This is a genomic window from Streptomyces mutabilis, from assembly GCF_046628145.1.
In the GTDB taxonomy this organism is placed as follows: domain Bacteria; phylum Actinomycetota; class Actinomycetes; order Streptomycetales; family Streptomycetaceae; genus Streptomyces; species Streptomyces mutabilis.
In genome coordinates this window covers 5,099,745-5,120,464 of record NZ_CP176874.1, presented here as the reverse complement: position 1 = coordinate 5,120,464, position 20,720 = coordinate 5,099,745, and the positions used below count along the sequence as shown (strand labels likewise).

Below are 20,720 nucleotides of genomic sequence, written 5' to 3'. Positions count from 1 at the left end.
CCTCAGCCTCCTGTGCTCTGGTTGGCGGGTTCGTCCGCGACGACCCCGTCGGTCCTCTCGTCGGCAGCCGGCTTCCCGGTGTCCGCGAGGAGTTCGCGGAACGCCGTGGCCACGGTCTCCGGATACTCCATCATCGCCACGTGACCCGCGTCCGGCAGGGTGAGCAGCCGGGAGTCACGGAAGGCGCGGGCGGCCCGCTGGGCCATGCGGTAGCCGACGAGTTGGTCCCGTCCACCGTAGACCAGGAGCGTGGGTGCGAGAACCCGTTCGGCCTGTCGCCACAGCGCGTGCTGGCCGCCCAGCGTGTAGGCGTTGACGATCCCGCGGGCGGAGCGCGCCATCGCGTCCCAGAAGTACGGGAGTTGCAGCCGCCGCTCCATCTCCTCGACGGCGTTGCGGAAGCCCTCCTCACTCACTCTGCCGGGGTCGCCGTAGCAGAGCGCCGTCACGCCGCGCACCCGCTGCTCCGCGGTCCACTCCCGGGTGAGCCGGGTGAACAGTGCCGCCACCCCCGGCACCGCCAGCAGTCCCGTCGGCACGGCGGTGCGCTGCACGCGGATCTCCGGCAGCGCGGGCGACACGAGGGTCAGCGTCCGCACGAGGTCGGGCCGCACCGCGGCGACGCGGGTGGTGACGGCGCCGCCGAGCGAGTTGCCGAAGAGGTGCACGGGGCCGCGTCCGGAGGCGTCGAGGTATCGGATGACCGCCCGGGCGTGACCCGTGATCGAGTAGTCGCCGTCGTCCGGTGGCGGTGAGTCGCCGAAGCCGGGCAGGTCCACGGCCTCGTTGTCGACGACGCCGTCCAGCAACGGCATGAGCGCCGACCAGTTCTGCGAGGAGCCTCCCAGGCCGTGGATGTAGAGCGCCGGCGGCAGTCCCGCGCGGGCGGGTGGGCGCGAGCGCACCGTCAGGGTGATGCCGGGCAGGTGGACCGACCTGAGACGCTCACCGTCCGCGACCTTGACGGCCGCGACCTTCGGCAGCACGTTGGCGGGCGAGGCGGACGGCGGCTCGGTCGAAGACATGCGGCAATGTTACGAGACGATCACGCAGTGGTTCATGTGTTCGCCATCACAAGGGGCGTGGCGTCGGCGACCACCCGGGCGCTCGCGTCGGCGGCGGTGCGCCGGCAACAACCGGGTACCCCTCATCGCACCACCGCCCCCGAGGGCCGCGGACGACGCATGGCGTCCGGATCGGGTGTCTCCTACGCTCATGGAGTGGGCACCCGCGTGTGGCCCCTGCACCTTCAGGGACGTTCGTAGGAAGGGAGCCCAGCATGACCGTCGACCCGACCGACCCCGAGACCTTCGAGGACGAGGCGCAGGAAGCGGAGGAGTTCGACGTCGAGGCGCCGGACGCCGACGCCGCCGAGCAGAAGGCGGACATCGCACCGGAGCGCGACGATCCGCTCACCGGTCACGAACCGGACCGCGCCAATGAGGCCGACCTGGCGGAACAGGCCCGGGTCGTCTCGCACGACGAGGACGACTACCGCTGAGCGGCCGGTACGGCCGCGGATCAGCGGCGAAAGGCCGGCCGAGCAGGAAGGAGGCCGATATCTGCCCGGTCTGAACCCTTTTGAAACCTGTTGCGCGGCTTTCGTCACCGTCCGGTCCGTGAAATTCTGCGCTCGCACCGCACACACCACGGTTACCGAAAAGTACGATGGCGACGCGGCGCACACCGCACGAGGACGACTATGGGAGGCGGCGTGACAGCCATCGAGCAGACAGAGGCGGTACGCCCGCGGGGCACACGCCTTCCCCGCCGAGCCCGACGCAACCAGCTGCTGGGCGCCGCACAGGAAGTATTCGTGGCCCAGGGCTACCACGCGGCCGCGATGGACGACATCGCCGAGCGGGCCGGCGTCAGCAAGCCGGTGCTCTACCAGCACTTCCCCGGCAAGCTCGACCTCTACCTCGCCCTGCTGGACCAGCACTGCGAGGCCCTGATCCAGTCCGTGCGGCACGCGCTCGCGTCGACGACCGACAACAAGCAGCGCGTCCGGGCGACGATGGACGCCTACTTCGCGTACGTCGAGGACGACGGCGGCGCCTTCCGCCTGGTCTTCGAGTCGGACCTGACCAACGAGCCCGCCGTGCGCGAGCGGGTCGACAAGGTCACCAACGAGTGCGCCGAGGCGATCTGCGACGTCATCGCCGAGGACACCGGCCTCTCGCGGGCCGAGTCGATGCTGCTGGCCTCCGGGCTGGGCGGCCTCGCCCAGGTCGTGGCCCGCTCGTGGCTGCACAGTGACCGCAGCGTGCCGCGCGACCAGGCGGTGCAGTTGCTGACCTCGCTCGCCTGGCGGGGCATCGCCGGCTTCCCGCTGCACGGCACCGAGCAGCACTGACCGGCACGACGGCGGGACGCACGGGACTCCTGTTCCCGTCGGGTGTTCGCTCCTGGCGTTCTCCGGCGCAGCGTGTACGTCCCCTCACCGGGCTAATGTGTGCTGGGTACGGCGCGGAAGATCGCGCACTTCACTGACCGTCGGAGGGACATAGCCGTGGAGGTCAAGATCGGCGTGCAGCACGCGCCCCGCGAGATCGTTCTGGAGAGCGGTCAGAGTGCCGAGGAGGTCGAGCGTGTGGTGGCCGAGGCACTGGCCGGCAAGTCTCAGCTGCTGAGCCTCGTGGACGAACACGGCCGCAAGGTCCTGGTGCCGGCAGACCGTCTCGCCTACATCGAGATCGGCGAGCCGTCCCCGCGCAAGGTGGGCTTCGGCGCGCTGTAGTCGGCGGACGCGGGACGACGGACGAAGTTCGCAGGGGCCCGGCGGTGACTCACCGCCGGGCCCCTGCGTGCTTCCGGGGCCGTCCGTACGTACGGCGTCCCGTCCCACGCTCCCCTCAGCCCCTGCGCCCCCTGCGTACTTTCAGCCCTCGCGTACCTTCTTCCGCCCCGCCTCCCGCACTTCGCGCGCGCGACTGGAGCACAGTTCACCCACAGGGGGAGGATTGCATTCCGCAGGTCAGGGGTAAGACGGCTGTGACCGTTTCGGGCGGGCCGGCCGCGTGGGAGGGACCCCGACATGCTCTTGGAAGCGCTCAGCGCCGCGATCCTCGGCCTCGCTCTGGCGTGGGCTGCCGCCCACCGTCTGTCACATCGGCTCCCGGCCCGCGTCCTGGTGCTGCCGACGGGCATCGCCGGAGCCCTCTCCGGGGCGTTCGTCACGCACACCGCGCTGGGCGCCGGCGGTCTCCTGCTGGTCCTGCTGGGCTCGGCGGCCCTCTCCGCGGCCTCGCTCTCCTTGCTGCTGCGCCCCGCGACAGGACTCCGCCGACGCTCCGCGACCGCCTGACCGCCTGCCGGCCGCTCAGCCCGTCGGGCTGAGCACCCGACCCGCGACCTCACCCGCACACCGTGCGGGACCCACACCGCGCGGACCCACACCGCGCGTGACCCACACCGCGCGTGACCCACGCCGAGCGGCACGGGCCCACGTCGTCCGAGGTCAGGCCGCCAGCCCCAGAGCCGCCATCCGCTTGGTGTGGGCCTCGGTGATCCGGGAGAACATCCTGCCGACCTCGGCGAGGTCGAAGCCGTCCGCGACTCCGCCCACGAGCATCGTCGAGAGGGCGTCCCGGTCGGCGACCACCCGCTGGGACTGGGACAGCGCCTCGCCCATCAGCCTCCGCGCCCACAGCGCGAGCCGCCCGCCCACGCGCGGGTCCGCGTCGATCGCGGCACGCACCTTCTCCACGGCGAAACCGGCGTGCCCGGTGTCGTCGAGCACCGCCAGCACCAGTTCGCGGGTGTCGGAGTCGAGACGGGCGGCGACCTCGCGGTAGAAGTCACTGGCGATGGAGTCGCCGACGTAGGCCTTGACGAGCCCCTCCAGCCAGTCGGAAGGGGCGGTCTGCTTGTGGAAGCCGTCGTAGGCGGACACGAACGGCTCCATCGCCGCCGTCGGCTCCTCACCGATCTCGGCGAGCCGGTCGCGCAGCCGCTCGAAGTGGTGGAACTCCGCCGACGCCATCTTCGCCAGCTCCGCCTTGTCCGCCAGCGTGGGCGCCAGCTTGGCGTCCTCCGCGAGCCGCTCGAACGCCGCCAGCTCGCCGTACGCGAGTGCGCCGAGGAGGTCCACGACCGCGGCGCGGTACTGCGGATCGGCGGCGGCCGTCGTCCAGTCCTGGGCGGCTACTCCGGTGGCACCGGCGGTACCGGTGGTGTCGGCGGGGGCTTCTGCGGCGTTGCCAGGCTTGTCAGAGCTCGTCATGCAGCGCACAATAGCCCGCCCTCCGCCTGCCGGAAGGCCCCCGGTCGACCCTGGCCGACCCCTGGCCGACCCCTGACCGATCCCCCTCGGCCGGTGTGACGACGACTACGTGACCGAATCGGCCATCGCGTGTGCGCGAATCCGGGGTATGGTGGTAATGCGCCTGCCGAGTATGTGACGTACGGGTACGTGACTTCTTCGTCGGGCCGCACGCATGAGGATGCCCGGTCGGTGGCCCGATCGGCTCCGACCCGACAGCCCTCCCGCCGTACGCCACGCCGCGTACGGAGTCCGGAGGGGGACCCTCAGTGGTACGAGCGCTGGAGCGTCGACAGAGGTCCCGTGTCCTACGGCTCACCCGTAAGGCAGCCGACGTCCCCGACACGGTCCGGCACGACCCGCGCGCTCGCCTCGCACCACGCACACAGAAGAGGCAGCACCCTGACTACGACGTTCCGATCCCTCGGGATCCTCCCCGAGACCGCCGAAGCCCTTGAAGCCGTCGGCATCATCAGTCCCTTCCCCATCCAGGAGATGACGCTCCCCGTGGCCCTGTCGGGCAAGGACGTCATCGGCCAGGCCAAGACCGGCACCGGCAAGACGCTGGGCTTCGGCCTCCCGCTCCTCGATCGCGTGACCGTCCCCGCCGACGTCGAGGCGGGCCGCGCCGCGCCCGAGGCCCTGACCGACGCCCCGCAGGCCCTCGTCGTCGTTCCGACGCGCGAGCTGTGCCAGCAGGTCACCAACGACCTCCTGACCGCCGGCAAGGTCCGCAACGTGCGCGTCACCGCGATCTACGGCGGCCGTGCCTACGAGCCGCAGGTGGAGGCCCTGAAGAAGGGCGTCGACGTGGTCGTCGGCACCCCGGGCCGTCTGCTGGACCTCGCGGGCCAGAAGAAGCTCGACCTCAAGCACATCAAGTCGCTCGTCCTCGACGAGGCCGACGAGATGCTCGACCTGGGCTTCCTGCCCGACGTCGAGAAGATCATCAACATGCTGCCGGTCCGGCGCCAGACCATGCTGTTCTCGGCCACCATGCCAGGTGCGGTCATCGGACTGGCCCGCCGTTACATGTCGCAGCCGACGCACATCTCGGCCACCTCGCCGGACGACGCGGGCGCGACGGTCGCGAACACCAAGCAGTACATCTACCGCGCGCACAACATGGACAAGCCCGAGATGGTGGCGCGCATACTGCAGGCCGAGGGCCGGGGCCTTGCCATGGTCTTCTGCCGCACCAAGCGCACGGCGGCCGACCTGGCCGACCAGCTCAAGCAGCGCGGCTTCGCCTCCGGCGCGGTCCACGGCGACCTCGGCCAGGGCGCCCGCGAGCAAGCGCTGCGCGCCTTCCGCAACGGCAAGGTGGACGTGCTCGTCTGCACCGACGTGGCCGCCCGCGGCATCGACGTCGAGGGCGTGACGCACGTCATCAACTACCAGTCGCCGGAAGAGGAGAAGACGTACCTGCACCGCATCGGCCGCACCGGCCGCGCGGGCGCCAAGGGTACGGCGATCACACTGGTCGACTGGGACGACATCCCCCGCTGGCAGCTGATCAACAAGGCGCTGCAGCTGGACTTCAACGACCCGCCGGAGACCTACTCCACCTCCCCGCACCTGTACACGGACCTCGGCATCCCCGAGGGCACCAAGGGCGTGCTTCCGCGCTCGGAGCGCACCCGTGCCGGGCTCGACGCCGAGGAGATGGAGGACCTGGGCGAGCCGGGCGGCCGCGGTGGCCGCACGCGTGGCGACCGGGGTGGCCGTGGCGGCCGGGACGAGTCTCGTTCCGCCGACCGCGAGCGTCCGTCCGGTACGCCGCGGCGCCGCCGCCGGATGCGCGGCGGGGCCCCGGTGGACGCCGACGTCTCCGCGACCAACGCCCCCGAGGCCGTGACCGGCGGTGCGGACCGCGCCGCCGACGCCGGCCCGGACGCCGCCCAGGGTCCGCGTACGCTGCGCCGCCGACGCCGTACTCGCGGTGGGGAGCCGGCCCAGCGGCCGGTGACGCCCGCGACGGCCGACGCTCCCGCGGCACCTGCCGTGGCCGACAGCGCGCCCGCGGTGTCCGAAACCGCGGAGGCCACGGAGGCTCCCGCGAAGCCGCGCCGCCGCCGCACCCGCAAGTCGGCCGAGGCCCAGGCCACCGCGCTCGAGACCACCCCGGTGATCGAGCCGGCGGTCGTCGAGCCGGCGGTCGTCGAGCCGGCGGTCGTCGAGGCCGCTCCGGTGGCCGAGGCCCCGGTGGAGAAGCCGCGCCGCCGCACCCGCAAGGCCGCGACCACGGCCACGGCCGCGGAGACGGCGGTCGACACGGCGGAGGCGGCGACCGAGGCCGCGACCGCGCCGACGGAGGCGAAGCCGCGCCGCGCCCGCAAGACGGCCGCCGCGAAGGCAACGGCCGCCGCCGACACGGGCGAGGCCGCCGAGGCCGTGGTCCAGGCACCGGAAACCGCCGAGGCCAAGCCCCGACGCACCCGGAAGACGGCCGCCACCAAGGCGGAAGCCGCCGCCGACACGGCCGAGGCGACCGAGACCAAGCCCCGCCGCCGCACCCGCAAGACCGCTGAAGCCGCCGAAGGCACCGAGGCCGCCGAGGCCACCGCCGAGATCCCGGCCCAGTCGGCACAGGAGCCGGAGGCGGCCGAGGCGAAGCCGCGCCGTACCCGCAAGACGGCCGCCGCGAAGACGGAAGCGGCCCTCGACACGGCGGAGGCCACGGAGGCGAAGCCCCGGCGCACCCGGAAGGCGACCGCCAACGCGGCGGAGGCCGCCGCCGACACGGCCGAGGCGACCGAGACCAAGCCCCGCCGCCGCACCCGCAAGACCGCAGCGGCCACCGAAGGCACCGAGGTCACCGAGGCCGCGGTCCAGGCACCGGAAACCGCCGAGGCCAAGCCCCGACGCACCCGGAAGACGGCCGCCACCAAGGCGGAGACCGCCGCCGACACGGCCGAGGCGACCGAGACCAAGCCCCGCCGCCGCACCCGCAAGACCGCAGCGGCCACCGAAGGCACCGAAGCCACCGCGGGCATCCCCGCCCAGTCGGCACAGGAGCCGGAGGCCGCACCGCGGCGCCGGACCCGTAAGGCCGCGACCGCGGCGGAGGCGCCCGCGGAGGCCGCCGACACGGCCGAGGCCAAGCCGAAGGCGCGGCGCACCCGCAAGACGGCCGCGGCTGCGGCGCGTCCCGCGGATTCCTCGGAGTCCGGCGAGAGCTGATCGCCTCCGCCTCACCTGACCGTCGGCCCGGTCCCGCCACCCACGCGGACCGGGCCGCCGGCGTTCCCCCGCCGACCAGGCACCTCACGCACTCGACCACCCGGCACCCCGACGCCCCCGCGCCCCCGACCACCCGGCACCCCGCGCACGCCCGCCCGGCCCCGAGACTCCTCCCCGGCGCCCCGCCAACGGCCCCCACCGCCAGCTTCCCCCCTCACCGACCGCCCCCTCGCCCGCACCGCCCCGACCCCGCACCGCCCCGACCCCGCACCGCGCCGCCCGATAACCTCTGCCCGTGAGCAGGAACGCCGCCTTCACCCCGCCCTCCGACGCCCGCGCGTACCGGCTGCGTACCGAGCGCGGCGAGTTCGCCGTCGTCGACTCGCCCGTGGCCGACGGGACCGAAGCGCGGGGAACGGTGCTGATGCTGCCCGGGTTCACGGGCAGCAAGGAGGACTTCACGCTGCTGCACGAGCCGCTCGGGAGGCGCGGGTACCGTACGGTCGCGGTGGACGGGCGGGGACAGTACGAGTCCGACGGACCCGAGCACGACGAGACCGTCTACGCGCAGGCCGAGCTGGCCCGGGACGTGCTCGCGCAGGTCGCCGCCCTCGGGACGCGGGTCCATCTCCTCGGGCATTCCCTAGGGGGCCAGATCGCGCGGGCGGCCGTCCTCCTCGATCACGCCCCCTTCGTCTCGCTCACGCTGATGTCCTCGGGCCCCGCGCGGATCTCCGTCTCCCAGCAGCAGCGGGTGAAGCTGCTGCGCGACGCGCTCGGCACCATGACGATGGCCGAGGTCTGGCAGGTGATCCAGGCGATGGGACCGCCCGAGGAGGTCGGCGCCCCCGCCCCCGCCCACGGCCCGGAGGACCCGGAACGACTGCGCGACCGCTGGCTGGGCACCAGGCCGGCCCAGCTGCTGGCCACCGGGCGGCAGCTGTGCACCGAGCCGGACAGGGTCGCCGAACTCGCCGCCACACCACTGCCCTGCCACGTCCTGTCGGGTGCCTACGACGACACCTGGCCGGTCCCCCTCCTGGACGAGATGGCCGTACGTCTCGACGCGCGCCGGACCGTGATCGACGGAGCCGAGCACTCCCCCAACACCGACCAGCCCCTGCCGACCGCCCGCGCCCTCGCCGGCTTCTGGGACGACATCGCCCCGCGGCCGGACGCTCCCTAGTACTGCGCCCGCAGGTGCTCCCAGAAGCCGTCCCGCAGCGCCCTCCGCAGGTCGGCCTGGCCGCGCAGCGAGTACTGCAGCAGTCCCTCGGCCTCGACCAGCAGGTCCTGGTCCACCGAGCCGGGTAGGTAGGGGTGGCCGGGGAGGAGATCCACCAGTGACTCGCGGCCCCGGGCGGCCAGCCACTTCGCCGCGATCTGCGCGCCGACGAAACGGACGTCCTCGCGGGCGGGGCGGGCGGCGCCCGTAGCCTCGTACCCCTGGGCCGTGCGCCGGGAGACGTACGGCTTGCAGAAGTCGAGGTCGAAGGTGCGCTGGCTGTCGACCTCCCACAGCAGGGGGTCGGCCTGATTGCGGCCCTCGGGTGCCTCGATGCCCCACAGGTGGACGCGGGCGCCGTAGCCCTGGGCGGCCTCGACCGCCGACACCAGGTCCTCGTCGCCGCCGAGCAGGGCGACGTCGCTGATCGCGCGGTGCCGGGCGAGGGACTCCAGGTCGGAGCGGATGAGGGAGTCGACGCCCTTCTGCTGGTTGTTGGCGTTCAGGTTGCCCAGGCGGACCTTCACGTCCGGCAGCTCGGCGATGGACTGCTGCTCGGCGGTGTGGATGCGCCGCCGGGCACCGTCGTACCAGTAGACCCGCAGGAGACGGCTGTCCGCGAAGATCGTGCGCGCCTTGTCGATGAGCGCCTCGATCAGTCCCTCGGCGTCCAGGTCGAAGGCCCGGCGGTCCTCGGTCCCGGCCACCAGACGTCCCGCCGCCGCGTAGAGGTACCCGGCATCGACGAAGATCGCGTGGGTCGAGGGCGTTTTGGCCACCTCGGCGAGCATGCGCTGGAGCAGCTCGTTGGTGCGATCGATGCGGGCGTTCAGGGTGGCGAGGTCGTCGTTCATCACCTCCCATTGTCCCGGCGGTCACGCTGCGAACACAACCGGTCCCGGTCAGTCTTGTCCGGGCATCCATCGCACCCAGCGCTTGCGCGTCGATCAACTCGCGCATCCGGCACTCGACATCGATCGACTTACCGGTCAGTAATTAGCCGTTCGAAAAATTTCTTTAGCGTAGGGAATGTTTGTAACACGCAGCCCGTTGACTATGAACGACTCCCCGGGCACCGACGACCCGGGAGCCACACCAGTAGTTCTCCTCAGGAGGATGACCAGATCAAGGGAGAGGCCATGCGCTTTGAAGTCATGCGACTCGACGACGTCGACGGAACCCCCGTGGACACGACCGTCGTGGACGCCGCCTCCGTGAACCGCATCGTTCAGCAGGCCGCCGCCATCGGGCAGCGCCTGTGGATCCGCCCGGCCGACACCGCGGCCTTGTAGCGCGGACACCCGCACACACCGGGACCCCCGCACGAATGCCGTGCGGGGGTCCCGTTCGTCGCCCTCACGCCCCTTGGACGACCTGCGTGACCCCGTTGATGATCTGCTGCACCGCGATCGCGGAGAGCATCATGCCCGCGAGGCGGGTCACCAGGACGACGCCGCCGTCCTTGATGACGCGGATGATCAGCAGCGAGTACCGCATCACCAGCCACAGCACCACGTGGATCGCGAGGATCGCTGCCCACACCGACACCTGCGTGGTCACGCTGTCGGCCTTCTGCACGGCCAGGATGACCGACACGATCGCACCGGGCCCGGCCAGCAGCGGCATGCCCAGCGGTACGAGCGCGACGTTGACGTCCTTGGTCTGCTTCGGTTCGTCCGTCTTGCCGGTGAGCAGGTCCAGCGCGATCAGCAGGAGCAGCAGCCCGCCCGCGATCATCAGCGCGGGCACGGAGACGTGAAGGTAGTCGAGGATCTGGTGCCCGAGGAGACCGAACACGGTGATCACGCCACCGGCGACGCAGACGGCCTGGAAGGCCATCCGCTTCTGCACCTTGGCGGGCCGGCCGGAGGTCAGCGCGAGGAAGATCGGGGTGATCCCGGGGGGATCCATGATGACAAAAAGGGTCAGAAAGAGGGAGCCGAAGACGGCGATGTCGAACATGGGTGAGCTACTGGCCTTGCGCGAGAAATGAACGTGGACGTGCGGGGAGTACGGCTCAGACTCCGCCGGCGCCCGGCACCGGGAAGGCCCCGAAGGCCCGCCGCGTGATCTCCCCGTACACCTCGGGGTCCGTCGTGTACTCACCGAGCAGGCAGGTCTTCCGGCTGCCGTGGTAGTCGCTGGAGCCGGTCATCAGGAGCCCGAGCTCCTCGGCGAGCCCGCGCAGCCGCGCCCGCGCGTCCGCGTCGTGGTCCATGTGGTCGACCTCGACGCCGTCGAGTCCGGCGGCGGCCAGTTCGGCGATCGTGGACTCCGGCACCGTACGGCCGCGCTTGGCGGCGGCCGGGTGCGCGAACACGGCCACGCCACCGGCGGCCTTGATCAGCCGCAGCGCTTCGAAGGGGTCGGTCTCGTGCTTCTCCACGAAGGCCCGGCCGCCGTCGGCCAGCCACTCCTCGGTGAAGGCGTCGCCCACGGTCGGCACGACGCCGAGTTCGACGAGGGCGGTCGCCACGTGGGGCCGCCCCACCGAACCGTCGCCCGCGATGCGCGCGACCTGCTCCCAGGTCACCGGCACGCCCAGCGCGTTCAGCTTGGCGACCATGGCCTTGGCGCGCGGCACCCGGTCGTCCCGGACCAGCTCGCGCTCGGCGAGCAGGGCGGGCTCCTCGGGGTCGAAGAGGTAGGCCAGCATGTGCATGCTGATGCCGTCGACGCGGCAGGACAGCTCGGCGCCGGTGACCAGGGTGAGCCCTTCGGGCAGCGCGGCGACGGCCTCGGCGTGGCCGCGGGTGGTGTCGTGGTCGGTCAGCGCGACGACGTCCAGCCCGGCCGCGGCGGCCTTGCGCACCAGCTGGCCCGGGGTGTCCGTGCCGTCGGACGCGGTGGAGTGGGTGTGCAGATCGATGCGCACGACGCTGACTCCAAGCGGTGACGGGACGGAAGGGGACGCTCAAGGATAACCGGAACTCCGGCCGCCGCCGTCACAGCCGAAGCGGGCCTGCGCCCACTACAGCCGACAGGCCCCCCCCCGACGCCGCCCGGCGCAATCCCCGCCGACGACCTACGGCTGGATCAGCCGCGGCGACAACGCACCGCAGGGCACCAGGTCCACCTCGGCACCCGCGTCCCGCAGGTCGGTCAGCACCAGTTCCTCGTACATCAGCAGCCCGGACTGCTCCGGCCACGCGACGGCCCACAGCCACATCCCGAGGGCCTCCCCGGCGAAGACCGCGCGGTCGACGGGGGCGCCGGAGACGTGCCAGAGGGGGGTGGGGCGGCCGGCGGCCAGCACTTTCGCCTGGGGCGGCTTCTCGACGTTCATGTACGGCCCCGGATCCGGGGCGTCGAGGCCCGCGTAGCGCGCGCCGAGGCCGACGCCGAGTTCCTCGGCGACCAGGATCAGCTCACCGACACCGCCGAGGGGACCGGGACCGGAACAGGCCACGGCGGTCGCCCGGCCGCCGCTGCGGTCGTCGCCCGCACAGGCCACACCGGTGAACAGCCAGCCGACCGGCAGCGGCCACGGCATCCACACCGGTACCTGCGTGCGGTGCACGACCACACCCAGCGCCTCGACGCTGGGCGGGAGCACGGGCTGCAGCGGGTGCACCGTGCCGTGCAGAACGCACTGCCAGGAATCGGCGAAGAGGCCGGGAGCCCTGACCCGGCCACCACACTTCGGGCAACTGGGTTCGCCCCTCATAGAGCCCCACGGTCCTACCCTCGCTCCCCCGCGTCAAGGACGATCACCCATCCGGACGGAAGGGCTGACCGGCGAAAACTAGATGTACATTGCATTAATTAGCGTCGCTAACTTACTATGTGCAAACACCAACACATCCCGGACCATCCACTCCCTCCCCAACCCTTCTCGTCGGCATTGGAGCAATGCATGGACTCCTTCGACGCGGGTGCAGGCGGCATCCTGCGGCAGCCCAAGGCGGTGTGGGCGACCGCCGGCGCGTCCGTCGTGGCCTTCATGGGCATCGGACTCGTCGACCCGATCCTGCCGTCCATCGCCAAGGGCCTGGACGCGAGCGCCAGCCAGGTCTCCCTCCTGTTCACCTCCTACTTCCTCATCACCGCCCTCGCGATGCTGGTCACCGGCTTCGTCTCCAGCCGCATCGGCGGACGCAAGACCCTGCTGCTCGGGCTGGCCTTCGTCGTGGTCTTCGCGGGCCTGGCCGGCACCTCCGACACGGTCGGCCAACTCGTCGGCTACCGGGCCGGCTGGGGCCTGGGCAACGCGCTCTTCGTCTCGACGGCGCTCGCGGTGATCGTCGGCGCGGCGGCCGGCGGCAGTGCCGCGGCGATCCTGCTGTACGAGTCGGCCCTCGGCCTCGGCATGGCCTGCGGACCGCTGCTGGGCGCGCTGCTCGGTGACGCCAGCTGGCGCTACCCGTTCTTCGGCACGGCCTTCCTGATGGCCATCGGCTTCCTGTGCATCACGGTGTTCCTGAAGGAGCAGCCCAAGCCCGCCCGCAAGACCTCGCTGCTGGACCCGGTCAAGGCGCTGGGGCACGGCGGTCTCGCCTCCGCCGCGATCTCGGCGTTCTTCTACAACTACACGTTCTTCACCGTGCTGGCCTTCACGCCGTTCGTGCTGAACATGACCCCGTACAAGTCCGGCGCGGTGTTCTTCGCGTGGGGCGTCCTGCTCGCCGTCTTCTCGGTGCTCGTGGCGCCGCGCATGCAGAAGCGCTTCGGCTCGCTGAAGGTACTGGGCGGCTCGCTGGTGCTGCTCGCGGCCGACGTGCTGGTCCTCGGCTACGGCGACCACACCACGGCGATCGTCTGCACGATCCTGTCCGGTGCGTTCATCGGCGTGAACAACACCGTCTACACCGAACTCGCCCTCGGAGTGTCGGACGCGCCGCGCCCGGTGGCGAGCGCGGGCTACAACTTCGTCCGCTGGTTCGCGGCCGCCGCGGCGCCCTACTTCGCGCCGAAGATCGAGGAGTGGACCGACATCCACATCCCGTTCGTGGTGGCGGCGGCCACCGCCGTACTGGGCGCGGCCGTGGTCCTCGTACGGCGCCGGGCGCTCACCCACGAAGCGGAGGAGCTGGAGCCGAAGCACGCGGCCGAGGACGGGGTCACGGTCTTCGCCAACTGACGGCCGAAAACCGGTGAGTTACGTCACTCCAGCGGGACGGACCTGCGGGACGGATCGCGCAGGTCCGTCCCCTGCGTCAGCCAGCGCTCCTGAAGGGCCTGCGCGCCGTGCACGCGCTTCCAGGCGGCCTCGTTCGGCGTCATCGGCAGCAGCGGCAGGAACCGTACGGGGTCCAGCGGAGCGTCCAGCTCCAGGTCCTCCACCAGGCCGCCCGGCTCGGCCACCAGGACCGAGGTGAAGGGCGCTCCGGGCCACAACGCCTCACCGACGTCCAGGGACGCCCCCGGGGCCACGACCACGCCCTCGACCTGCGGCGACGCGGCCAGTACGGCGAGCGGACGGAGCACCTTGTCGGTGTCGGCGAGACCGGACCGGACGGAAAGCACCAGCTCGGCGCGGGGGCCCTTGACCGGGTCGGCGAGCACGGCCGTGGGGTCCGCCATGGGCTGCGCGGACATGCCGAGGGTGGCGTAGCGCACGATGTCGCCCTCCTGACCGCCGCCCGGGAAGCGCAGCACCTCGATGCGGTCGGTGCCGAGGAAGGTGACCGCCGCGCGCGCGTCCGGCTCGCCCAGCGCGCTGAGCAACCGGGCCTCGACCAGAGGAAGAACATCAGCCATGCGGCGAGCATAGAACTCGTCAGTACAAGGCAAAGCGGCGCCTTGACACGTCAGGTCACTGGTACTCTGGGCCAGCGGTTCGGGGCAGCGCGCAGAAGCGCCGCGATCAAGGCCCCGACGCCTGAAGACTCCCCTACGGGGAACCCTCCCAAACGAGGGAATCGATCGTCCCTCACGAGGGACCGGCCGGAGGAGGTGGGGCTGGCATGGACCGAAGTCGACCGTGCAGTACCACCCGCTCTTCCGGCCGCTGACGCAGCCGCCCCGGCTCACCGCCCCCGCGGCCTCCCGTCACCAGCGCGCCCGCACACGGAAGAGCACTTCGTCTCGTTTTGCCTGATCCGTTCCGTCGGTCTCGTCGTCGACACCGGCCGGTCCGGGTCAGCCGCTGAATCAGCAGCGAAGCCGGCCACCGCGACGGTGCGGTGCTCCCCGCTTTGTGGACGTGCCGAGCACGTACGGCCAGGACGTCCTCATTCCGGGTGGTTCCACCCGCCGCCGGCCCCGCTCGCTGCCCGTCGCGAAGGAGCCCGCCATGTCGATGATCCGTGACCTGCGCGCCGCGGTCCGCCCGTCCCGCGTCTCGCTGCGCAAGGACAACGGCGCCTACGACACCACCCGTGACCCGGCGACCGCCTCCGCCGTCGTCGACTGCGCCGTCTACCGCGACGGCGCGCGCGTCGAGACCGAGGCGCCGCTGAGCCCGCAGCAGGCGATGCGCCAGGTGCGCCGTGACGGCGGATTCGTGTGGATCGGCCTGCACGAGCCGACCGAGGACGAATTCGCCGGTATCGCCCGGGAGTTCGGGCTGCACCCGTTGGCCGTGGAGGACGCCGTCCAGGCCCACCAGCGGCCCAAGCTGGAGCGCTACGACGACTCCCTGTTCACCGTCTTCAAGACCATCCACTACGTCGACCACGACGAGCTGACCGCCAACAGCGAGGTCGTCGAGACCGGCGAGGTCATGTGCTTCACCGGCCGGGACTTCTTCATCACCGTCCGGCACGGCGGGAAGGGCTCGCTGCGCGCGCTGCGCCACCGCCTCCAGGAGGACCCCGAGCTGCTGCTCAAGGGCCCCTCCGCGGTGCTGCACGCCATCGCCGACCACGTCGTCGACGGCTACATCGCGGTCGCCGACGCGGTGCAGGACGACATCGACGAGGTCGAGACGGAGGTGTTCTCGCCGGGCCGCAAGGGCAGCCCGCGCGGCACGGACGCCGGCCGGATCTACCAACTCAAGCGCGAGGTCCTGGAGTTCAAGCGGGCGGTCGCCCCGCTGCTGCGTCCCATGCAGCTGCTGAGCGAGCGGCCGATGCGGCTGATCGACCCGGAGATCCAGAAGTACTTCCGGGACGTGGCCGACCACGTGGCGCGAGTGCAGGAGCAGGTCGTCGGCTTCGACGAGCTGCTGAACTCCATCCTCCAGGCCAACCTCGCCCAGGCGTCCGTGGCGCAGAACGAGGACATGCGCAAGATCACCTCGTGGGCGGCGATCATCGCCGTACCGACCATGGTCTGCGGGGTGTACGGCATGAACTTCGACCACATGCCGGAAACCCACTGGAAGTACGGGTACCCGATGGTCATCGGCATCACCGTGGCCATCTGTCTGGGCATCCACCGCACGCTCAAGCGCAACGGCTGGCTCTGACCCCGCCCGACGCTCCTGGATAGGCTGAGCGCATGACAAGCGAGCTGCTCGACCAGGCCCTCGTCGAGGAGGCCACGAAGAAGTCCGGCCTCATCTGGGTCAAGGGTCCGGGGGTGCCCGCCCGCGCGCTGTGGCACGTCTGGCAGGAGGGCGCCGCGCTCGTGGTCGGCGACGGTCCCGGCGAGCAGCCGCTGCCGGGGCTGGCCGACGGGGCCGTGGCCGAGGTCACCGTGCGCAGCAAGGACAAGGGGGGCCGGCTGGTCTCCTGGACGGCACGGGTCGTGGAGCTGCCCTCCGGGTCCGAGGCGTGGCAGGCGGCGGTCGCCGACCTCAAGGGCAAGCGGCTGAACGCCCCGGACGGCGAGGCGATGACCGACCGCTGGGCGCGTGAGTGCCGGGTGCTGCGCCTGGAGCCGACGGGGGTCACCGGGCCGCTGCCCGACGGTTCGCTGGCCGAGGCGCCGCTGCCGAGCCCCGCGACGACGCGCGAGCCGGTCCCGGCGGGGCTGCCGCGCCTGCTGCTCAAGCGCCGGAAGCGGCGTTGACGGGGTCGACGCGGCCCGCGGGGCCTCACGACGTCGGCAGCTGCTTGCCGTAGTCCAGGGTGTCGTCCTTGGCCGGCTCCTTGAGTGCGAAGTCCTCGTTCCAGTCCGAGAAGCCGATCGTGCCGGCGCTGCCCGCGCGCACCAGGCGCAGCGGGTACGGGGTGCCCTCCAGGGAGACGTCGAGCGAGCCGCCGGCACCCTTGTCGCCGGTGATCCGGATGGTGCGCACGCCCGCCTGCTCGTGGCGGCCGTCCGTCTCCACCGTGCCGTGCAGGGCCAGCAGACCGCCCAGGAGGACGTCCTTGTCCGTGAAACCGCTGAACTTCTTGTACACGGGGTCGCTCTCCGGCACCTTCACGTACTTGTCCGCCAGCTTCTCGGCGGCCTTGGCGTCCCCGCCGTCGTGGCTCCAGAACCCGGCGTCGGCCTTGAGGAAGAGCTGGTCGCCGACGCGCAGCAGCCCGAAGGTCGTCCCCTCGGCGGCGACCGATCCGGTCCCCCCGTCGGGCTTCAGCCGCATGTCGAGGGTGTATGTGCTCCCGCCCGCCTCCACGGTCCCGTGCAGGCGCACCGCCTCGGCGGACCCGGCGGCCGAGCGGGTCTTGGCGTGGATCTTGTCGGCGGGGAGTTTCCCGAGGCCGTTGGTGCCCGCGTCCGGGTCCTCGCTGCTGCACCCCGTCAGTCCCGCTCCCGTCACCGTCAGGGCGCAGACCGCGCCGATCAGTGCGGCCCTGCGGATTCGGCGCCGGGGAGTCACGAACACAGGAGGGGCTGCCTTTCTGACATGGGCGGGCAAGGGGCCGGCCGGGCATCCGGCCGCTGTCGGGCGGGCCTTGACGGCGTACCGCAGCGTACCGGGGCCGTGGACGGCGAACGGAGCCAGTCCGTCCGGACCGGCCGCCAGGGCGGAGCCGTTCGGGACGGGCTAGCCTGAAGCCCGTCCGAGCGGGCAATTCGGAAAAGAGACACCGTACGAACCAGCTCTCACACACTCTGAGGAAACCGCCCTCACCTCGGTGAGGCCGCTCACGAAAAGGAGCCGCGGCGATGGCAGCGGGCGCCCCCCGGATCTTCGTCTCCCACCTCTCCGGCATCGCCGTCTTCGACCCGGCCGGCGATCAGGTGGGGCGTGTCCGCGATCTGGTCGTCATGCTCCGCGTCGGCCGCAAACCCCCTCGGGTGCTGGGCCTGGTCGTCGAACTCACCACCCGCCGCCGCATCTTCCTGCCCATGACCCGGGTCACCGGCATCGAGTCCGGCCAGGTCATCACCACCGGCGTGCTCAACGTCCGGCGCTTCGAGCAGCGGCCCACCGAGCGCCTGGTCTTCGGGGAACTGCTCGACCGGCGGGTCACGCTCACCGAGACCGGCGAGGAGGCCACCGTCCTCGACCTGGCCGTGCAGCAGCTGCCGGCCCGCCGGGACTGGGAGATCGACAAGGTCTTCGTCCGCAAGGGGAAGAAGGCCGGCGCCTTCCGGCGCAACAAGGGCGAGACGCTCACCGTCGAGTGGTCCGGCGTCACCGGCTTCTCCGTGGAGGAGCAGGGACAGGGCGCCGAGAACCTCCTCGCCACTTTCGAACAGCTGCACCCCGCCGACCTCGCCAACGTCCTGCACCACCTGTCCGCCAAGCGCCGCGCCGAGGTGGCCGCCGCCCTCGACGACGACCGCCTGGCCGACGTGCTGGAGGAACTTCCGGAGGACGACCAGATCGAGATCCTCGGCAAGCTCAAGGAGGAGCGCGCCGCGGACGTCCTGGAGGCGATGGACCCCGACGACGCGGCCGACCTGCTCGGTGAGCTCCCCGAGGCGGACAAGGAGCGGCTGCTGAGCCTGATGCAGCCCTCCGACGCGGCCGACATGCGGCGTCTGATGGCGTACGAGGAGCACACGGCCGGCGGGCTGATGACGACCGAGCCGATCGTGCTGCGGCCCGACGCGACCGTCGCCGACGCCCTGGCCCGCATCCGCAACCCCGACCTGTCCCCGGCGCACGCCGCCCAGGTCTACGTCTGCCGCCCGCCGGAAGAGACCCCGACCGGCAAGTACCTGGGCACCGTCCACTTCCAGCGCCTGCTGCGCGACCCCCCGTACACCCTGGTCGGCTCGATGATCGACGACGACCTGCAACCCCTGGAGCCGGACGCCGCGCTGCCCGTGGTCGCCGGGTTCTTCGCCACGTACGACATGGTGGCGGCGCCCGTCGTGGACGACTCGGGGTCGTTGCTGGGCGCGATCACGGTGGACGACGTACTGGACCACATGCTGCCCGACGACTGGCGGGAGACCGAGTACCACCTCGAGGAGACGGCGGAGGAGGTGAGCGCCGATGGTGCCTGAGCGCGAGACGCCGACCCGCGAGCGTGCCGCGTCGGGGGCCACCGCGTCCTCCCGCGCCCGGACCCGGCTGGACCAGCCCCGCCCGCCGCGCCGCCGGCTGCTGCCCGAGTGGGACCCGGAGTCCTTCGGCCGGCTCTCGGAGCGCGTCGCGCGGTTCCTGGGCACCGGGCGGTTCATCGTCTGGATGACCGTCGTCATCATCTGCTGGGTGCTGTGGAACGTGTCGGCGCCGAGCGGCCTGCGCTTCGACGAGTACCCGTTCATCTTCCTGACGCTGATGCTCTCGCTACAGGCTTCCTACGCGGCCCCTCTGATCCTGCTCGCGCAGAACCGGCAGGACGATCGGGACCGGGTCAATCTCGAGCAGGACCGCAAGCAGAACGAGCGGTCGATCGCCGACACCGAGTACCTGACCCGGGAGATCGCCGCCCTGCGCATCGGGCTGGGCGAGGTCGCGACGCGGGACTGGATCCGCTCCGAGCTGCAGGATGCGCTCAAGGAGCTGGAGGAGCGGCAGAACGGCCACCGTCCCGAACGCGGGGTATTCCCGGCGGATCGGTCCGCGGGGCGTGACGTACGCGACCGCTGACGGGGCTTTCCGTGCCCCGTGGGCGGCGCCGTACCATCGTCCTTATGGCTACGGAAGACGCGGTGCGTGAAGCACTGGCGACGGTGAACGACCCCGAGATCAACCGGCCCATCACCGAGCTGGGGATGGTCAAGTCGGTGGAGATCGGCGCGGACGGAGCGGTCGCGGTCGCCGTGTACCTGACGGTCTCCGGCTGCCCCATGCGGGACACGATCACGCAGCGCGTCACGGACGCGGTCTCGGGCGTCGAGGGCGTCACGCGCGTCGACGTCGAGCTGGACGTGATGAGCGACGAGCAGCGCAAGGAGCTGGCCACCGCGCTGCGCGGCGGGCAGACCGAGCGCGAGGTGCCCTTCGCCAAGCCGGGCAGCCTGACCCGGGTGTACGCGGTGGCGTCCGGCAAGGGCGGCGTCGGCAAGTCCTCGGTGACGGTGAACCTCGCCGCGTCGATGGCGGCGGACGGCCTGAAGGTCGGTGTCGTGGACGCCGACATCTACGGCCACTCCGTGCCGCGCATGCTGGGCGCCGACGGACGGCCCACCCAGGTCGAGAACATGATCATGCCGCCCTCGGCCAACGGGGTGAAGGTCATCTCGATCGGCATGTTCACCCCGGGCAACGCGCCGGTCGTCTGGCGCGGCCCGATGCTGCACCGCGCCCTCCAGCAGTTCCTGGCGGACGTGTACTGGGGCGACCTGGACGTCCTGCTGCTGGACCTGCCGCCCGGCACCGGCGACATCGCGATCTCGGTGGCGCAGCTCGTGCCGAACGCCGAGATCCTGGTCGTGACGACCCCTCAGCAGGCCGCCGCCGAGGTGGCGGAGCGGGCGGGCGCCATCGCCGTGCAGACCCACCAGAAGATCGTCGGCGTGGTCGAGAACATGTCCGGGCTGCCCTGCCCGCACTGCGGCGAGATGGTCGACGTGTTCGGCACGGGCGGCGGCCAGCTGGTCGCCGACGGCCTGACCCGCACGACCGGCGCCACGGTGCCGGTGCTCGGCTCCATCCCGATCGACGTCCGGCTGCGCGAGGGCGGCGACGAGGGCAAGCCGGTCGTCCTGTCCGACCCGGACTCCCCGGCGGGCGCGGCGCTGCGCTCGATCGCGGGGAAGCTGGGCGGGCGTCAGCGGGGCCTTTCGGGGCTGTCGCTGGGGATCACGCCGAAGAACAAGTTCTGACGCTCCGACGGGCGTACGGCCGGGGCGCTGTCCGAGCGGACGGCG

General features: G+C 71.8%; 21 protein-coding genes. 13 read left to right on the top strand and 8 right to left on the bottom strand.

Annotated features, from left to right (window positions below):
- Positions 1-2 precede the first annotated feature (2 nt).
- On the bottom strand, positions 3-1,025 hold the full coding sequence (locus tag ACLIN4_RS23240; protein ID WP_107480061.1) for an alpha/beta fold hydrolase: 1,023 nt from the start codon (positions 1,023-1,025) through the stop codon (positions 3-5).
- 254 nt (positions 1,026-1,279) lie between these two features.
- Here ACLIN4_RS23240 and ACLIN4_RS23235 point away from each other — a divergent pair, with 254 nt between their 5' ends.
- The 4 genes from ACLIN4_RS23235 to ACLIN4_RS23220 all read left to right on the top strand — a co-directional run bounded on the left by ACLIN4_RS23235 (position 1,280) and on the right by ACLIN4_RS23220 (position 3,307).
- The gene (locus tag ACLIN4_RS23235; RefSeq protein ID WP_100049560.1) at positions 1,280-1,501 is read left to right on the top strand and encodes a hypothetical protein; all 222 of its coding nucleotides are present in this window, start codon (positions 1,280-1,282) and stop codon (positions 1,499-1,501) included.
- Between the two features lie 213 nt (positions 1,502-1,714).
- Entirely contained in the window at positions 1,715-2,356 is a 642-nt protein-coding gene (locus ACLIN4_RS23230) for a TetR/AcrR family transcriptional regulator (protein WP_043383261.1), read from the top strand.
- 156 nt (positions 2,357-2,512) lie between these two features.
- Positions 2,513-2,740: a DUF3107 domain-containing protein gene (locus tag ACLIN4_RS23225; protein WP_043380210.1), complete on the top strand. Its 228-nt coding sequence runs from the start codon at positions 2,513-2,515 to the stop codon at positions 2,738-2,740.
- A 297-nt stretch (positions 2,741-3,037) separates the two neighbouring features.
- Positions 3,038-3,307, top strand: coding sequence for a hypothetical protein (locus ACLIN4_RS23220; protein ID WP_100049561.1), 270 nt, complete (start codon positions 3,038-3,040; stop codon positions 3,305-3,307).
- Positions 3,308-3,460: 153 nt separating this feature from the next.
- Here the strand turns inward: ACLIN4_RS23220 and ACLIN4_RS23215 are convergent, their stop codons facing one another.
- Positions 3,461-4,225, bottom strand: a complete 765-nt coding sequence (locus ACLIN4_RS23215; protein WP_043380214.1) for a ferritin-like fold-containing protein — start codon at positions 4,223-4,225, stop codon at positions 3,461-3,463.
- Positions 4,226-4,759: 534 nt separating this feature from the next.
- Between ACLIN4_RS23215 and ACLIN4_RS23210 the strand changes: the two genes are divergently transcribed.
- Both ACLIN4_RS23210 and ACLIN4_RS23205 read left to right on the top strand, forming a co-directional pair.
- A complete protein-coding gene (locus tag ACLIN4_RS23210) occupies positions 4,760-7,447 on the top strand; it encodes a DEAD/DEAH box helicase (RefSeq protein WP_411576167.1) in 2,688 nt (895 codons plus the stop codon).
- A gap of 295 nt (positions 7,448-7,742) precedes the next feature.
- Positions 7,743-8,633 carry an alpha/beta fold hydrolase gene (locus ACLIN4_RS23205; RefSeq protein WP_290014867.1) on the top strand — a complete coding sequence of 297 codons (891 nt, stop codon included), beginning with the start codon at positions 7,743-7,745 and terminating at the stop codon, positions 8,631-8,633.
- Here the strand turns inward: ACLIN4_RS23205 and ACLIN4_RS23200 are convergent.
- Complete coding sequence (locus tag ACLIN4_RS23200) at positions 8,630-9,526, bottom strand: NYN domain-containing protein (RefSeq protein WP_107479421.1); 897 nt, start codon at positions 9,524-9,526, stop codon at positions 8,630-8,632. The genes ACLIN4_RS23205 and ACLIN4_RS23200 overlap by 4 nt on opposite strands.
- Before the next feature lie 285 nt (positions 9,527-9,811).
- Between ACLIN4_RS23200 and ACLIN4_RS23195 the strand changes: the two genes are divergently transcribed.
- Positions 9,812-9,964, top strand: coding sequence for a hypothetical protein (locus ACLIN4_RS23195; RefSeq protein ID WP_078949261.1), 153 nt, complete (start codon positions 9,812-9,814; stop codon positions 9,962-9,964).
- Between the two features lie 64 nt (positions 9,965-10,028).
- Here ACLIN4_RS23195 and ACLIN4_RS23190 read toward each other — a convergent pair whose 3' ends face one another.
- The 3 genes from ACLIN4_RS23190 to ACLIN4_RS23180 all read right to left on the bottom strand — a co-directional run bounded on the left by ACLIN4_RS23190 (position 10,029) and on the right by ACLIN4_RS23180 (position 12,339).
- The gene (locus ACLIN4_RS23190; protein WP_107479422.1) at positions 10,029-10,634 is read right to left on the bottom strand and encodes a MarC family protein; all 606 of its coding nucleotides are present in this window, start codon (positions 10,632-10,634) and stop codon (positions 10,029-10,031) included.
- A 55-nt stretch (positions 10,635-10,689) separates the two neighbouring features.
- On the bottom strand, positions 10,690-11,547 hold the full coding sequence (locus ACLIN4_RS23185; protein WP_100049784.1) for a PHP domain-containing protein: 858 nt from the start codon (positions 11,545-11,547) through the stop codon (positions 10,690-10,692).
- Positions 11,548-11,697: 150 nt separating this feature from the next.
- Complete coding sequence (locus tag ACLIN4_RS23180; protein ID WP_107479423.1) at positions 11,698-12,339, bottom strand: DUF6758 family protein; 642 nt, start codon at positions 12,337-12,339, stop codon at positions 11,698-11,700.
- A gap of 189 nt (positions 12,340-12,528) precedes the next feature.
- Between ACLIN4_RS23180 and ACLIN4_RS23175 the strand changes: the two genes are divergently transcribed.
- A complete protein-coding gene (locus tag ACLIN4_RS23175) occupies positions 12,529-13,752 on the top strand; it encodes an MFS transporter (protein ID WP_289904113.1) in 1,224 nt (407 codons plus the stop codon).
- A gap of 23 nt (positions 13,753-13,775) precedes the next feature.
- On the opposite strand, the gene ACLIN4_RS23170 is transcribed toward ACLIN4_RS23175, so the two are convergent.
- A complete protein-coding gene (locus ACLIN4_RS23170; RefSeq protein ID WP_043380240.1) occupies positions 13,776-14,372 on the bottom strand; it encodes a suppressor of fused domain protein in 597 nt (198 codons plus the stop codon).
- Positions 14,373-14,907: 535 nt separating this feature from the next.
- Between ACLIN4_RS23170 and ACLIN4_RS23165 the strand changes: the two genes are divergently transcribed.
- Both ACLIN4_RS23165 and ACLIN4_RS23160 read left to right on the top strand, forming a co-directional pair.
- Entirely contained in the window at positions 14,908-16,023 is a 1,116-nt protein-coding gene (locus tag ACLIN4_RS23165) for a magnesium and cobalt transport protein CorA (RefSeq protein WP_100049319.1), read from the top strand.
- A gap of 32 nt (positions 16,024-16,055) precedes the next feature.
- Positions 16,056-16,568, top strand: a complete 513-nt coding sequence (locus ACLIN4_RS23160) for a hypothetical protein (protein WP_107479425.1) — start codon at positions 16,056-16,058, stop codon at positions 16,566-16,568.
- Between the two features lie 25 nt (positions 16,569-16,593).
- Here ACLIN4_RS23160 and ACLIN4_RS23155 read toward each other — a convergent pair whose 3' ends face one another.
- The gene (locus ACLIN4_RS23155) at positions 16,594-17,331 is read right to left on the bottom strand and encodes a hypothetical protein (RefSeq protein ID WP_307652155.1); all 738 of its coding nucleotides are present in this window, start codon (positions 17,329-17,331) and stop codon (positions 16,594-16,596) included.
- Between the two features lie 284 nt (positions 17,332-17,615).
- On the opposite strand from ACLIN4_RS23155, the gene ACLIN4_RS23150 reads away from it, so the two are divergent.
- Genes ACLIN4_RS23150 through ACLIN4_RS23140 form a run of 3 tightly spaced genes read left to right on the top strand, consistent with a single transcriptional unit; the run spans position 17,616 to position 20,675 of the window.
- On the top strand, positions 17,616-18,908 hold the full coding sequence (locus ACLIN4_RS23150) for a magnesium transporter MgtE N-terminal domain-containing protein (RefSeq protein WP_107479426.1): 1,293 nt from the start codon (positions 17,616-17,618) through the stop codon (positions 18,906-18,908).
- Complete coding sequence (locus tag ACLIN4_RS23145) at positions 18,898-19,497, top strand: DUF1003 domain-containing protein (protein WP_179342650.1); 600 nt, start codon at positions 18,898-18,900, stop codon at positions 19,495-19,497. The genes ACLIN4_RS23150 and ACLIN4_RS23145 overlap by 11 nt, the downstream gene beginning before the upstream one ends.
- A gap of 44 nt (positions 19,498-19,541) precedes the next feature.
- Positions 19,542-20,675, top strand: coding sequence for an Mrp/NBP35 family ATP-binding protein (locus ACLIN4_RS23140; RefSeq protein ID WP_100049314.1), 1,134 nt, complete (start codon positions 19,542-19,544; stop codon positions 20,673-20,675).
- The last annotated feature ends 45 nt before the right edge of the window (positions 20,676-20,720 follow it).

Bases quoted from the DNA above. Each gene is read 5' to 3' on its own strand.
- ACLIN4_RS23170 (WP_043380240.1), bottom strand. From the start codon at position 14,372: ATGGCTGATGTTCTTCCTCTGGTCGAGGCCCGGTTGCTCAGCGCGCTG.
- ACLIN4_RS23215 (WP_043380214.1), bottom strand. From the start codon at position 4,225: ATGACGAGCTCTGACAAGCCTGGCAACGCCGCAGAAGCCCCCGCCGAC.
- ACLIN4_RS23150 (WP_107479426.1), top strand. From the start codon at position 17,616: ATGGCAGCGGGCGCCCCCCGGATCTTCGTCTCCCACCTCTCCGGCATC.
- ACLIN4_RS23165 (WP_100049319.1), top strand. From the start codon at position 14,908: ATGTCGATGATCCGTGACCTGCGCGCCGCGGTCCGCCCGTCCCGCGTC.
- ACLIN4_RS23190 (WP_107479422.1), bottom strand. From the start codon at position 10,634: ATGTTCGACATCGCCGTCTTCGGCTCCCTCTTTCTGACCCTTTTTGTC.
- ACLIN4_RS23210 (WP_411576167.1), top strand. From the start codon at position 4,760: ATGACGCTCCCCGTGGCCCTGTCGGGCAAGGACGTCATCGGCCAGGCC.
- ACLIN4_RS23160 (WP_107479425.1), top strand. From the start codon at position 16,056: ATGACAAGCGAGCTGCTCGACCAGGCCCTCGTCGAGGAGGCCACGAAG.
- ACLIN4_RS23145 (WP_179342650.1), top strand. From the start codon at position 18,898: ATGGTGCCTGAGCGCGAGACGCCGACCCGCGAGCGTGCCGCGTCGGGG.
- ACLIN4_RS23140 (WP_100049314.1), top strand. From the start codon at position 19,542: ATGGCTACGGAAGACGCGGTGCGTGAAGCACTGGCGACGGTGAACGAC.
- ACLIN4_RS23195 (WP_078949261.1), top strand. From the start codon at position 9,812: ATGCGCTTTGAAGTCATGCGACTCGACGACGTCGACGGAACCCCCGTG.
- ACLIN4_RS23175 (WP_289904113.1), top strand. From the start codon at position 12,529: ATGGACTCCTTCGACGCGGGTGCAGGCGGCATCCTGCGGCAGCCCAAG.
- ACLIN4_RS23200 (WP_107479421.1), bottom strand. From the start codon at position 9,526: ATGAACGACGACCTCGCCACCCTGAACGCCCGCATCGATCGCACCAAC.
- ACLIN4_RS23220 (WP_100049561.1), top strand. From the start codon at position 3,038: ATGCTCTTGGAAGCGCTCAGCGCCGCGATCCTCGGCCTCGCTCTGGCG.
- ACLIN4_RS23235 (WP_100049560.1), top strand. From the start codon at position 1,280: ATGACCGTCGACCCGACCGACCCCGAGACCTTCGAGGACGAGGCGCAG.
- ACLIN4_RS23180 (WP_107479423.1), bottom strand. From the start codon at position 12,339: ATGAGGGGCGAACCCAGTTGCCCGAAGTGTGGTGGCCGGGTCAGGGCT.
- ACLIN4_RS23240 (WP_107480061.1), bottom strand. From the start codon at position 1,025: ATGTCTTCGACCGAGCCGCCGTCCGCCTCGCCCGCCAACGTGCTGCCG.